This window comes from Pseudomonas psychrophila HA-4 (genome assembly GCF_000282975.1).
Lineage (GTDB): Bacteria > Pseudomonadota > Gammaproteobacteria > Pseudomonadales > Pseudomonadaceae > Aquipseudomonas > Aquipseudomonas psychrophila_A.
The window spans coordinates 146,972-159,755 of record NZ_ALJC01000006.1; the positions used below are offsets into that span (position 1 = coordinate 146,972).

General features: G+C 55.8%; 17 protein-coding genes. 13 read left to right on the forward strand and 4 right to left on the reverse strand.

Annotated elements, in window-relative coordinates; all coding sequences use genetic code 11:
* Window positions 1-24 precede the first annotated feature (24 nt).
* Window positions 25-933 (reverse strand): 50S ribosomal protein L3 N(5)-glutamine methyltransferase, encoded by a 909-nt coding sequence (prmB, locus tag B347_RS0101020; RefSeq protein WP_019407865.1) that lies wholly within the window; start codon window positions 931-933, stop codon window positions 25-27.
* A gap of 275 nt (window positions 934-1,208) precedes the next feature.
* Between prmB and B347_RS0101025 the strand changes: the two genes are divergently transcribed.
* From B347_RS0101025 to B347_RS0101045, 5 genes are all read left to right on the forward strand, one after another.
* A complete protein-coding gene (locus B347_RS0101025; RefSeq protein WP_019407866.1) occupies window positions 1,209-1,799 on the forward strand; it encodes a cysteine hydrolase family protein in 591 nt (196 codons plus the stop codon).
* Between the two features lie 148 nt (window positions 1,800-1,947).
* Complete coding sequence (locus tag B347_RS0101030; RefSeq protein WP_019407867.1) at window positions 1,948-2,268, forward strand: hypothetical protein; 321 nt, start codon at window positions 1,948-1,950, stop codon at window positions 2,266-2,268.
* Between the two features lie 63 nt (window positions 2,269-2,331).
* A complete protein-coding gene (locus tag B347_RS0101035) occupies window positions 2,332-2,889 on the forward strand; it encodes a Smr/MutS family protein (protein ID WP_019407868.1) in 558 nt (185 codons plus the stop codon).
* A gap of 76 nt (window positions 2,890-2,965) precedes the next feature.
* A complete protein-coding gene (folE, locus tag B347_RS0101040) occupies window positions 2,966-3,511 on the forward strand; it encodes a GTP cyclohydrolase I FolE (RefSeq protein ID WP_003442011.1) in 546 nt (181 codons plus the stop codon).
* A gap of 99 nt (window positions 3,512-3,610) precedes the next feature.
* Entirely contained in the window at window positions 3,611-3,982 is a 372-nt protein-coding gene (locus B347_RS0101045; RefSeq protein WP_019407869.1) for a glutathione S-transferase N-terminal domain-containing protein, read from the forward strand.
* Window positions 3,983-4,094: 112 nt separating this feature from the next.
* On the opposite strand, the gene B347_RS0101050 is transcribed toward B347_RS0101045, so the two are convergent.
* Window positions 4,095-4,697: a glutathione S-transferase family protein gene (locus B347_RS0101050; RefSeq protein WP_019407870.1), complete on the reverse strand. Its 603-nt coding sequence runs from the start codon at window positions 4,695-4,697 to the stop codon at window positions 4,095-4,097.
* Window positions 4,698-4,707: 10 nt separating this feature from the next.
* Window positions 4,708-5,874 (reverse strand): PLP-dependent aminotransferase family protein, encoded by a 1,167-nt coding sequence (locus B347_RS0101055; RefSeq protein ID WP_019407871.1) that lies wholly within the window; start codon window positions 5,872-5,874, stop codon window positions 4,708-4,710.
* Window positions 5,875-5,956: 82 nt separating this feature from the next.
* On the opposite strand from B347_RS0101055, the gene B347_RS0101060 reads away from it, so the two are divergent.
* From B347_RS0101060 to hopBF1, 3 genes are all read left to right on the forward strand, one after another.
* The gene (locus tag B347_RS0101060) at window positions 5,957-6,391 is read left to right on the forward strand and encodes a MarR family winged helix-turn-helix transcriptional regulator (protein ID WP_019407872.1); all 435 of its coding nucleotides are present in this window, start codon (window positions 5,957-5,959) and stop codon (window positions 6,389-6,391) included.
* 93 nt (window positions 6,392-6,484) lie between these two features.
* On the forward strand, window positions 6,485-7,111 hold the full coding sequence (locus tag B347_RS0101065; protein WP_019407873.1) for a LysE family translocator: 627 nt from the start codon (window positions 6,485-6,487) through the stop codon (window positions 7,109-7,111).
* Between the two features lie 147 nt (window positions 7,112-7,258).
* The gene (gene hopBF1, locus B347_RS0101070) at window positions 7,259-7,870 is read left to right on the forward strand and encodes a T3SS effector protein kinase HopBF1 (RefSeq protein WP_026013916.1); all 612 of its coding nucleotides are present in this window, start codon (window positions 7,259-7,261) and stop codon (window positions 7,868-7,870) included.
* A 190-nt stretch (window positions 7,871-8,060) separates the two neighbouring features.
* On the opposite strand, the gene uraH is transcribed toward hopBF1, so the two are convergent.
* The gene (gene uraH / locus B347_RS0101075; RefSeq protein WP_019407875.1) at window positions 8,061-8,414 is read right to left on the reverse strand and encodes a hydroxyisourate hydrolase; all 354 of its coding nucleotides are present in this window, start codon (window positions 8,412-8,414) and stop codon (window positions 8,061-8,063) included.
* A 376-nt stretch (window positions 8,415-8,790) separates the two neighbouring features.
* Between uraH and puuE the strand changes: the two genes are divergently transcribed.
* The 5 genes from puuE to B347_RS0101100 all read left to right on the forward strand — a co-directional run.
* Complete coding sequence (gene puuE, locus B347_RS0101080; protein ID WP_019407876.1) at window positions 8,791-9,720, forward strand: allantoinase PuuE; 930 nt, start codon at window positions 8,791-8,793, stop codon at window positions 9,718-9,720.
* Complete coding sequence (gene uraD / locus B347_RS0101085) at window positions 9,717-10,232, forward strand: 2-oxo-4-hydroxy-4-carboxy-5-ureidoimidazoline decarboxylase (RefSeq protein WP_019407877.1); 516 nt, start codon at window positions 9,717-9,719, stop codon at window positions 10,230-10,232. Before puuE ends, uraD begins: the two co-directional genes overlap by 4 nt.
* 61 nt (window positions 10,233-10,293) lie before the next feature.
* Window positions 10,294-11,289, forward strand: a complete 996-nt coding sequence (gene alc / locus B347_RS0101090; RefSeq protein ID WP_019407878.1) for an allantoicase — start codon at window positions 10,294-10,296, stop codon at window positions 11,287-11,289.
* Between the two features lie 147 nt (window positions 11,290-11,436).
* Entirely contained in the window at window positions 11,437-11,940 is a 504-nt protein-coding gene (locus B347_RS0101095) for an ureidoglycolate lyase (protein ID WP_019407879.1), read from the forward strand.
* A gap of 48 nt (window positions 11,941-11,988) precedes the next feature.
* On the forward strand, window positions 11,989-12,784 hold a 796-nt coding region (locus tag B347_RS0101100; RefSeq protein ID WP_033386860.1), incomplete at its 3' end, for a urate hydroxylase PuuD.

Sequence of the window (12,784 nt, forward strand, 5' to 3'; positions counted from 1 at the left end):
TTGCAGTGCCTGCCGGTTTGCCCCTTATACGCGTGCAGCAAACAGCGCTTGGTGAGCGCGGCACTGCTCTGCGGTCAGCATAAATACGCCGTGCCCACCGCGTTCAAACTCAAGCCAAGCAAAGTCAACTTCCGGGTACAACGCCTCAACATGAACCTGGCTGTTGCCCACTTCAACAATCAACAAACCTTTCTCGGTCAAGTGGTCTGCGGCTTCTGCCAGCATCCGGCGCACCAGGTTCAAACCATCATCACCACACGCCAGACCCAGCTCTGGTTCATGCTGATATTCGGCAGGCATATCGGCAAAATCTTCAGCATCAACATACGGCGGGTTGGACACGATCAGATCGAAACGCTGACCCGGCAAACCATCAAAACCGTCGCCTTGAACTGTGTACACGCGCTCATCAACACCATGACGCTCGATGTTTTGATTGGCCACTTCCAGCGCTTCGTACGACAGATCGGCCAGTACCACTTCGGCATTCTGGAACTCATACGCGCAGGCAATACCGATGCAACCCGACCCCGTGCACAGGTCGAGAATGCGCGCAGGCTCAGCCGCCAGCCAAGGTTCAAAACGGTTTTCGATCAGTTCACCAATCGGTGAACGCGGAATCAACACGCGCTCATCAACAATAAACGACATGCCACAGAACCAAGCTTCGCCCAACAGATAAGCCGTCGGTACGCGCTCTTCAATCCGACGTTTTAGCAAATGTTGCAAGTTAACCAACTCATCGTCTTCAAGACGGCAATCGAGGTAGCTGTCCGCAATTTCCCACGGCAGGTTCAATGCCCCCAGCACCAGTTGACGGGCTTCGTCCCAGGCGTTGTCGGTACCATGCCCGAAGAACAGATCTTCACCATGAAAGTGGCTAACGGCCCAGCGAATATGGTCGCGCAATGTGCGCAGGCGGGAAGTGATCAACGGTTTTACTCCTAAAAATCGACCGATGATTCTAACAGCCAAATTCTGACGCGGCTAAAGTTGTGCCCAGCGGTCAAGAAAAAGCCTCTATCAAGCACTCCACGTGCCTGCCGCAAAACGGAATAACGCTCCGTTTTGTATGTTTATTAGCTCGATCAATCGTACTTGACATCGCTGTAGGCCAACAACGGCGTGGCTTACACGACTAGCCATTCACATAAACGCTCTGCCAGTGGAGAATGTCACAAAAGCCCCACTCAAAGGAGCCCCCCCGAATGTCCGCTTTGAAGACGATGTTTCAACTCACTGGGCGTGGTCACGCCGCAGCTAATCTGAGCAATGCCAGCCTGCTGATCATCGATGCACAAAATGAATACCTAAGCGGCCCGCTGGCCCTGACCGGGATGGAGACCGCGACCGCCCACATCGCTCTGCTGCTCGAAGCCGCCCGCAAGGCAAAGCGCCCGGTGGTGCATGTTCGCCATCTGGGCACGGTCGGTGGCATGTTCGACCCGCAAGGACATCGCGGCCAGTTCATCGCTGGGCTTGAGCCGACAGGCGATGAGGTGATTATCGAGAAGCGCATGCCCAACGCTTTCAACGACACCGGCCTGCAGGATGCCCTGGAAAAACTAGGCCATTTAGACTTGATCGTCTGCGGCTTCATGAGCCACTCCAGCGTCAGCACCACCGTGCGCGCGGCCAAAGATCACGGCTTTCGCTGCACCCTGGTCGAAGACGCTTGCGCCACCCGTGACCTGCCGACGCCTAACGGTGTCATCAGCGCGGCAGATGTGCAAAGAATCGAGATGGCGATCATGAATGACAACTTCGCCACCCTGACCCTGACTGAAAATCTGATTTGATCTGATCCTGTAGCTGATAGGCGGCCTGCTTAAACCGCCTCTCTGTGCCCATTCTTCCCTACATGCGAAGTTCCGGTTTCAGAGCACCTCAGGAACAACCTCCCAATGTTCCTGTCGAAGGGCCGATACCCTATAAGGAAAGATCGGAATGAAGATCTCCGATGGTTTTGATGCACGACGCTTGCGTCCCAAAGAATACCGAAACTGGCGCGCGCGTTTTGTTCTGGCCTTTGCCGCCTTGCTGACACTGATGGGCGTGTTGTTATTACTGGCAGGCGCCAGCAGCCTGATTGGTCATCCGGCTGCACTGGGTGAGCTCAATAACAGCGCCACGGGTGCTGCACTGGTCTTGGTTATCGGCTTTCTGGTCTGTTGGTTAGGCATAGGGTTGTGGCGTCGTTGTCGACGCCGGATGCGCCAACCGTTTGGCTTGAACATCGCTCCACATCTGATGAAAAAGCGCGACTGAAGCACATCCGCCGCCCGGTTGTCGTCGACTTGGGTAAACTGAGCGCCCTTCGCGGAGGCTGACATGCAAGACGACGACTTTTCCCTGTTCAAAAACGAAATTCGCGGTGTTAAGCCGATCAAGCATGATCGCGCTGACACCGGCAAACCCAAAGCTGACCGCGCACAGATGGCCAAACTGCGCCAAAACGCTACCGTGCGCACCCATGCGACGATCATTGACGGTCTGTCAGACCAGTTCGTGATTGATGTGGGCCCTGAAGATCAGTTGCATTGGGCCCGCGATGGCGTGCAAGAAAGCCAGATGCGCAAGCTCAAGCTGGGGCAGATCAGTTTCGAAGGCAGCCTAGACTTACACGGCATGACCGTCGAAAAGGCCCGGGAAAACCTGTGGGAGTTCCTCAGCGAAGCTACCCGCCTTGAAGTGCGTTGCGTGCGCGTCACCCACGGCAAGGCTGTCCGGCTGGACGGCAAACGTCCAATGATCAAAAGTCACGTCAACACGTGGTTACGCCAGCATTCACAGGTTCTGGGGTTCTGCTCTTGCCAGGCCAAACATGGGGGGGCTGGCGCCGTTTACGTGATGCTTAAACGCACCATGATGGAGGGCCGCGACGAGTAACCGCGCATGCCCCACTTGCAGCGCCGTGTCAGCCCCCGTACCCTTGCCCTTTGCGAAAAATCCCACAGGTAGATTAATGTCCCTGGAACAAAACTATACGGCGATCCTCGGCCAACTCGGTGAAGACGTTTCCCGTGAAGGCCTGCTGGACACGCCAAAGCGCGCCGCCAAAGCCATGCAGTACCTTTGCCGCGGTTATGAGCAGACCCTCGAAGAAGTCACCAACGGTGCCTTGTTCAGCTCTGACAACAGCGAAATGGTGTTGGTCAAGGACATCGAGCTCTACTCGTTGTGCGAACACCACCTGTTGCCATTTATCGGCAAGGCGCACGTTGCCTACATTCCGAGCGGCAAAGTGCTGGGCTTGTCAAAAGTCGCACGCATTGTCGACATGTACGCTCGCCGCCTGCAAATTCAGGAAAACCTGAGCCGCCAGATTGCCGACGCCGTGATGCAAGTGACTGGCGCTCTGGGCGTTGCAGTGGTGATTGAAGCCAAACACATGTGCATGATGATGCGCGGTGTCGAGAAGCAAAACTCGTCGATGATCACGTCGGTGATGTTGGGCGAGTTCCGCGAAAACGCGGCAACGCGTAGCGAGTTTCTCAGCCTGATCAAGTAATACCGGCACAAAAAAACCGGCGTTCATCGCCGGTTTTTTTTCGCCTGGCAATTTCAGGTAAGCTGCGCCCCTTCTTTACTTGCCCATGAGGCTTTTACCGTGGTTATCAAAGCGCTTCGCATCGGCCTGGGTCAGTTGATCATCGCTGGCGATTTCATTACCCGCCCCAGTAAAAAACAGCGCCCTGCTGCTGCTCAGGCACAGGTTGATCAGGCTGCAAAAAGCCTGACCCTGTACCAGTTCCATGCCTGCCCGTTCTGCGTCAAAACCCGCCGCAACCTGCGCCGCCTGAACGTACCGGTGGCGCTGCGAGACGCCAAGAACAACGAACAGGACCGCCAAACATTGCTGGAACAAGGCGGCAAGATCAAAGTCCCTTGCCTGCGCATTGAAGAAGACGGCAAGACCACTTGGATGTACGACTCCAAGGTGATCATTGATTACCTGAACCAGCGGTTTGCCAACGTTTAGGGCGCCGTTCACTTTGTAGGAGCCGGTCGACGCTCGATTGCTCGCGATCTTCTAAATGATCAAAAGATCGCGAGGCAAGCTCGCTCCTACAGGGCCTCTTTGGCTGATAGGCTCAATCGAGCATCCCGACATACCGCGGATGGCTTGCCACCCGTTTCAGCCAAGCCTGAATTCCCGGATAACCCTCCAGGTTAAAGCCGCCCTGATGCGCCACGTGGGTGTAGGCATACAGCGTCACGTCGGCAATCGAGAAGTGCTCTCCCACCAAATATGGTGTTCGAGAAAGCTGCTGCTCCATCACGTCCAACGCCTTGTAACCGCGCTTCTGCAATTTGCGGTATTCCTCAAGACGCCCCTCTGGCAACCCTAGGTAGAACTGAATAAACCGCGCCACTGCAATGTATGGCTCATGGCTGTATTGCTCAAAAAACTGCCATTGCAGCACTTGGGTGCGCAGACGCGGTTCAGTGGGCAGGTAGTCGCTGCCGTCCGCTAGATAGTTAAGAATCGCGTTGGACTCCCACAGACACGTGCCATCTTCCAGTTCCAGTACCGGCACTTTGCCGTTAGGATTTTTCGCGAGGAACTCCGGGGTTTCGGTCTGGCCCTTCAAAATATCCACTGACTGCCACTGATACTCAAGCCCAAGCAAGTGCAGCATCAGCTTGACCTTGTAACAGTTGCCCGAGTTGTAATCGCCGTAAACCTTGAGCATCGCGTCCCCCTTAAGCAGCCTGTGTGGCTTGTGCTTGACGAATAACATCAGCCAGACGTTTCAGGCCTTCATGCAGGCGCGCTGGGTCGATGTGGCTGAAGTTCAGACGCAAACTACCCACGTTCTGGTCCGGGTTGGCGAAGAACGGTTCGCCCGGCATGAACGCTACGTTTTGCGCCAGCGCAGGTTTAAGCAAGGTACGGGTATCCAGCGGCTGTTTAAGTGTCAGCCAGAAAAACAGCCCGCCCTGCGGTACGTTCCAATCTGCCAGGTCCGAAAAGTGTTCTTCCAGCGCTAACTGGAAACCATCCCGGCGCACACGGTAGAAATCACGCAGCTCGGCCAGGTGGCGGGCCATTTTCTCAGTACCAATCCACTGCAACGCCTGCCACTGGCCCACGCGGTTGGTGTGCAAGTCTGCCGACTGTTTTAGACGCAACAAGTGCGGGAACAAGTCCGGGCTGGCAATCAGAAAGCCAACACGCAGGCCCGGCAACAGGGTTTTGGACACGGTGCCGGTGTAGATCCAACTGGCTTTTTTCAAGCGGCTGACGATCGGAGTCGCGCTGCCACCGTCAAAGTTCAGCTCGCGGTAAGGCTCGTCTTCAATAAGGGTCACACCGAACTCGTCCAGCAACGCGGCAACGGCGTCACGTTTGGTTTCGCTGTAACGCACGGCAGACGGGTTTTGAAACGTCGGGATCAGGTAGATAAACGCCGGACGGTGGTTTTCCAGTTGTACGCGCAGCGCGGCCAGGTCCGGGCCATCGGCCTGCAACGGGAAAGTCAGGCACTGCGCACCAAACAGTTGAAAAATCTGCAGTGCCGCCAGGTAGGTCGGCGCTTCGAGCATGATCTCGGTGCCCTTGTCGATGTACAGCTTGGCTGCCAGGTCGAGCGCCTGTTGCGAACCACTGAGCACCATCACTTGGCTCGCGTCGCAGTTAACCCCCAGCGCACGAGCCTCTGCGGCTAACACTTCACGCAGGGCCGGCTCACCTTCGCTCATGCCGTATTGGCCCATCGAGACCGGCATGTCGGTCCACTCGACCTTGGGCAACATGGCTTCGGCCGGTAGACCGCCTGCAAAAGACATGACTTCCGGCCGCTGGGCCGCGGCCAGAATTTCACGAATCAAAGAGCTTTTCAGGCGGGAAACACGTTCGGAGAAGGCCATACAGATCACCGGTAGCAGAAGTAATTGAAAATAAGTCAAACTGGTTGACCGAAATTACGCCGCGAAGCCTAAATACGTCAATATGCTTGACCTTAAAAATCCAACCACTCAGCGCGCCGCCATGCAGGCCTTCTTCTTTGGCTATCAGGCGTTTACTGCCAAAGCGGACGAAATGCTGGCCCGCCGCGGTCTCAGCCGCGTGCATCAGCGCATCGTTTTTTTTATCGCCCACCATCCCGGGGTCAGCGTGACTCAATTGCTGTCGTTGCTCGGCGTGAGCAAGCAGGCGCTTAACACACCATTGCGCCAATTGATCGAAATGAACCTAGTGCTCAGCGTCGCACCCGACACCGATAAACGTAAACGCCTGCTGGAATTAACCGCCGACGGCGTTCGTTTTGAAGCCAGCCTGCGCCGCGAGCAGGTCAAACTGCTGCAACGGGTGTTCGCTCAAGCGGGCGAGGAAGCGGTCAACGGCTGGCTGACGATTAATCAGGCGCTGGGGCAAAGCCGCTAAAACTTAAAACAATACTTGATTTATTTGTATACAAAAGCATAAATCAGCAGACCCCGGCACTGTATCGGGAGACGCGTGTACATGGAGGAAGTGATGAGTCTCGAAACCTGGCTGCTGTTCAGCAGCGCGGCATTGGTGGTGATCCTGATACCGGGGCCGCTGTCGTTATTGATGATCAGCAATAGCTTAAACTACGGCCTGCGCCGCTCTTACCCGGCGTTCTTGGGCGGTGTCATTGCCTCGATCTGCTTACTCAGCGCTTCAGCACTGGGCTTGGGCGCGTTGCTGCTGGCGTCGGAGCAGTTGTTCAGCGCCCTGAAAATCGTCGGTGCGCTGTACCTGTTCTATCTGGCGTGGCAAAGCTGGAAGCAGTCCCGCCAGCCGGCGACCGAGGCAAAAGTGCCCGAAGCTGCACCAAAACCGCGCTTTAGCGCTCTATTTGGGCGCGCTTTTGTGCTAGGCGCCAGCAACCCGAAAGACATTTTATTCTTCGCCGCGTTCTTGCCGCAGTTTCTTAACCCCGACCAGCCCTTCCTTGGGCAACTGCTGGTGATGATCGCCACCTGGACCGTGCTCGACCTGCTCTGCAAACTGGCCTACGGCCTTGGCGCGCACGGCGCAGCGAATTACCTGCGCAGCGGCAAGGGTCAGAGTTGGTTCAACCGCATCAGCGCCGGTTTGTTTGGCGTGGCGGGCACAGCATCGTTGTTAAGCCGCTAAATCACCCTCGCCTGTAGCTGCCAAAAGGGCATCAAATCGCGAGCGATAAACCCAATACCCTACGGAACCTACCCCTCTCCAATCGCCACTCAACCTATGTGCAGTGCATGCAATACAAACCGCATCAGCTATAGAGCGAGTGGCACCATGTTCATCTCAAATTCTTCTGTAAATCAAAAGCATCACACTGCAACTTCTGACACAACTTATGACGCGTCAAACGCGTTTAATGACATCAGATCCTTGGGCCAAAAGGTGGGCAGCGGCAGTCAAAAGGATGTTTTTCACTCCCGCCAATCCCCAACACAGTGCATATGTCTATTCCGTGCGGGCACGACCGGGAGCATCCCAGCCGAGCTCTATGCCCAGAAAGAGCTGGCGACGACCAAGCGTTTGAAAGAGCTAGGCTTTCCTGTGGTCGACGCACATGCGTTGGTGAAATACGGCAACGCTGTAGGCGTCTCAAAAGACTTTATCCATAACGCCATAGATTCCGAAGACATTGTTCAGAACCGTTCAAGCCTGCCAACCAAGACGTGGTTTAACGAAAATATTGTCAACGACTGCAAGGCAATCATCAGCAAGCTCAGGGCCCATAGTGTGCATATCGAGGATCTGCAATTTCTCATAGACACCAATGGCCGGGTGCTGATCAATGATCCGCGCGATGTCATTCGCTCATCGCCGGAAAAGAGCATCGGTAAAGTCAATGAACTGCGCGCTCATGCGCTGAACAATTTGCTAGATGACAGCGACTAGGCATCACGCAAGCGTAAGGGCATGACACCTACGCGGCTGCCGAATGCGGCTTGCGGCAACCAAACGTCGCAATGCCGCCCTCTCAGACCTCTCTGCGCACGCATGCGGGTTCAGCGATTCAATTTATGCTCAAAAAAAAGCCCGCAGTGTGAGCGGGCAAAAATCTACCACGGTGCGCAGTTCTTAACCCCTAACTCCCACGGTACGTCGAATAGCTGTACGGCGAGATCAGCAGCGGCACATGGTAGTGATCCTGCTCGGCACTGATCCCGAAACGCAGCACCACCACGTCCAAAAACGCCTGTTCAGGCAGCTCCACACCCCGCGCGCGGTAGTAATCACCCGCCTCGAATTGCAACTGGTAAACCCCGGAACGGTAGTCATCGCCCTGCAACAGGGGCGCATCGCAGCGACCATCGCTGTTAGTCAACGCATGCCCTACCAGCGTCAATTGTGAACCTTCTACCCGATACAACTCGACCTTGATCGAGCTGCCAGGGCAACCGTGTGCGGCATCTAAAACGTGCGTAGTCAAACGTCCCATTGGTTCTGCGACCTCCCCGACCTCGGTGAATAAATACGGCCGCTGCTCTCTTTTGGCGCACCAAAAGTCACAGCGAAGCTAAGATTAAGACACTTATCACAAAAATTGTACACAATTAAAAATGCAATTTTACCCAGCCCGTGACCGTTAGGGCCTATACGGTATTTCCTCTGAAAGCCACAGCCTTAATAGACTTTATGTTCATAAGCTGACTAGTTAGGCAAGTTTCTTGCAAGTACCTTTTCAGCACGAGACATGATAAAAATGCACAAATTCAGGGTTACAAAGACATTATAAAGTTGTATACAATCAGGCCATCGCAGTGACGCCAGGTCTGGCCAATCGACTGTTAACAACCACAATAAGGAAGACTGTAGTGAGCGCTGACTACCCACGCGACCTAATTGGTTACGGTCCCAACCCTCCTCACCCGCATTGGCCGGACAACGCCCGCATCGCTCTGTCTTTCGTACTCAATTACGAAGAAGGCGGTGAGCGCAACATCCTCCATGGCGACAAAGAATCAGAAGCCTTCCTTTCGGAAATGGTTTCGGCGCAGCCGCTACAAGGCGAGCGCAACATGAGCATGGAGTCCCTGTATGAATACGGTAGTCGCGCTGGCGTGTGGCGCGTACTCAAGTTGTTCCAGGAATTCGACATCCCGCTCACCGTGTTTGCCGTGGCCATGGCCGCGCAACGCCATCCCGATGTGATCCGTGCCATGGTCGCCGCCGGGCATGAGATTTGCAGCCACGGCTATCGCTGGATTGACTACCAGTACATGAACGAGACGCTGGAGCGTGAGCACATGCTCGAAGCGATCCGCATCCTCACTGAAATAAGCGGCGAGCGGCCGCTGGGCTGGTACACCGGCCGCACCGGCCCCAATACCCGCCGTCTGGTGATGGAAGAAGGCGGCTTTTTGTATGACAGCGACACCTACGACGACGACCTGCCCTACTGGGAACCGAACAACCCGACCGGCAAGCCGCATCTGGTGATTCCTTACACCCTGGACACCAATGACATGCGCTTCACCCAAGTGCAGGGTTTTAACACCGGCGAGCAGTTTTACCAGTACCTCAAGGATGCTTTCGATGTGCTGTACGCCGAAGGCGCAGAGTCGCCGAAAATGCTATCCATCGGCCTGCATTGCCGCCTCATTGGCCGCCCTGCGCGTCTCGCCGCCCTCAAGCGCTTCATTGAATACGCCAAGGGTCACGAACAGGTCTGGTTCACCCGCCGCGTGGACATCGCCCGTCACTGGCACGCCACCCACCCATATGTTGCAGAGACCGACCAATGAGCGCCTTCAAGACCCTCAAGCCTTCAGCCATGAGCCGTGAAGCGTTTGTCGATGCCTTTGCCGACATTTACGAACACTCGCCCTGGGTCGCCGAAAAGGCTTACGACCTGGGCCTGGATGCCAGCGTCGATCAGATCGAAACTTTGCACCAGCGTATGAGCGACATTTTATTGAGCGCCGATCACAACAGCCAACTGGGACTGATCAACGCTCACCCGGACCTGGCGGGCAAAGCTGCCGTACAGGGCCAACTGACCGAATCCAGCACTCACGAACAAGCTGGCGCCGGTATTCACCACTGCACGGAAGAAGAGTTTCAGCGCTTCACCGAGCTGAATGAGGCCTACAAAGCCACGTTCAAGTTTCCCTTCATCATGGCGGTAAAAGGCAGCGACCGGCACCAGATCCTCGCCGCGTTCGAGACCCGTATCCATAACCCGGCAGACGTCGAGTTCAACTGCGCGTTGGCAGAAATCAACAAAATAGCCCTGTTCCGATTACTCCAGCTCTAAGCCGAGCCGGCACCTGCCGGTGACGCATCTCCAGCCACTGACTTAAAGGCAGACCAGAAGAATGAAAGCTTACGCCGTACCGTTCGAGAAGTTCGTCAACTTGGCCGATGCCCGTCTGGGCACCAAAATCATCTCCGTAACCGATGATTGGTTCGCCGACGCCAACCGTCTGTTCCAGCCGACCCCGGCCGTATGGAAGGAGGGCGTTTTCGATGACAACGGTAAGTGGATGGACGGCTGGGAGTCGCGCCGCAAACGCTTTGAAGGCTATGACAGTGCTGTCATCCGCCTCGGCGTTCCAGGCTCGATCAAAGGCGTAGACATTGACACTTCATTCTTCACCGGCAACTTCCCGCCATCTGCCTCGCTTGAAGCCTGCTTTCTGGCCTCGGGCGAACCTGACGCCAACACTCAATGGGTTGAAGTGCTGTCGGCCGTCGAGTTGCAAGGTAACAGCCATCACTACCATGCAATCAGCAACGATCAGGCGTTCAGCCACTTGCGCTTCAACATCTACCCAGATGGCGGCGTAGCACGTTTGCGTGTGTACGGCGTGCCGTTCCGTGACTGGTCGGCCGTGGGTGACAACGAACAGGTCGACCTCGCTGCGGCCCTCAATGGTGGCCGTGCCCTCGCCTGTTCCGACGAACACTTTGGGCGCATGAGCAACATCCTCAACCCAGGCCGTGGCATCAACATGGGTGATGGCTGGGAAACCGCACGCCGTCGTACACCCGGCAACGACTGGGTCATCGTCGCGCTGGGGCATGCCGGTGAGGTTGAACAGATCGTCGTCGACACCCTGCACTTCAAGGGTAACTACCCGGACAGCTGCTCGATTCAAGGCGCGTTCGTCAAAGGCGGCACCGACAGCCAGATCGAAACCCAGAGCCTGTTCTGGCGTGAATTGCTGCCGAGCCAAAAACTTGAAATGCACGCTGAGCATACCTTCAACGAGCAGATCAAAGCCCTTGGTCCGATCACCCACATTCGGCTCAACCTGTTCCCGGACGGCGGTGTAAGCCGCCTGCGTGTTCTGGGCAAGGTCGCTAAATAACGCAAAAACTGTAGTCGCTGACGAAGGCTGCGATGGGTTGCGCAGCGACCTTGCTGTTGAAGGCCCTTCGGACCTTAACGCAGCCTGCGGCAGCGACTACAACAGCAAAACGAACACCTGACAGTCATTTAGAAAAAGAAGACCACCATGCGCACATTGCAGATTGAACCGCTGACCAAAGAAGCCTTCGCCCCGTTCGGTGACGTGATTGAAACCGATGGCAGCGACCACTTCATGATCAACAACGGTTCAACGATGCGTTTTCATCGTCTGGCCGAAGTCCAAACGGCTACGCCAGACTGCAAGGCGATCATCAGCATTTTCCGCGCCGAGGCGCAGGACATGCCGTTCACTGTGTGCATGCTGGAGCGCCATCCGCTGGGCAGCCAAGCTTTTATCCCGCTGCTCGGCAACCCCTTTCTGATCGTGGTCGCGCCAGTTGGCGATGAACCTGTATCAGGCTTGGTCCGCGCCTTTGTCAGTAATGGCAGGCAGGGCATTAATTACCATCGCGGCGTTTGGCACCATCCGGTGCTAACGATCGAAAAGCGGGATGACTTCCTGGTGGTTGATCGCAGTGGTGCAGGCAATAACTGCGATGAGCATTTCTTTAAAGAGGATGAGCAATTGATCCTCGCCCCCCACCAATAAGAGAAGGCCTCAACGTTCAAAAAAGAACGACGGGCAGAGGTAAAGACTGTGGAAGCACATCTGATGGAATGGCTGAATCTGAGCGTGCGTTGGATTCATATGATTACCGGTGTGGCCTGGATTGGCGCGTCGTTTTATTTTGTCTGGCTTGAGAACAACCTCAATCGAGCCAACCCCAAAGACGGTCTGGCCGGCGATTTATGGGCCATTCACGGGGGCGGTATTTACCACCTCGAGAAGTACAAGCTGGCCCCACCGACCATGCCAGACAACCTGCACTGGTTTAAATGGGAAGCCTATTTCACCTGGATGTCAGGCATCGCACTGCTGTGCCTGGTGTTTTACTTCAATCCGGCGCTGTATCTGATTGCTCCAGGCTCCACCCTAAGCGGCCCTGAAGCGGTCGCCATCGGTATCGGTTCGTTGATTGCAGGCTGGTTTATCTACGACTTTCTGTGCGACTCCGCCTTGGGCAAGCGCCCGGCGCTGCTCGGTTTCATCCTGTTTGTGTTGTTGGTCGCCGCAGCCTTCGGCCTGAGCAAAGTGTTCAGCGGACGCGGCGCGTATCTGCATGTCGGCGCCATCATCGGCACCATCATGGTCGGCAACGTATTCCGCATCATCATGCCCGCCCAGCGTGCATTGGTGGCCGCCATCAAAGAAGGCCGCTCGCCCGATCCGGCATTGCCGGCCAAAGGCCTGTTGCGTTCGCGTCACAACAACTACTTCACCTTGCCGGTGCTGTTCATCATGATCAGCAACCACTTCCCGAGCACCTACGGCAGCCAATACAACTGGCTGATCCTGGCCGGGATTGCGGTGCTGGCGGTTTTGGTTCGCCACT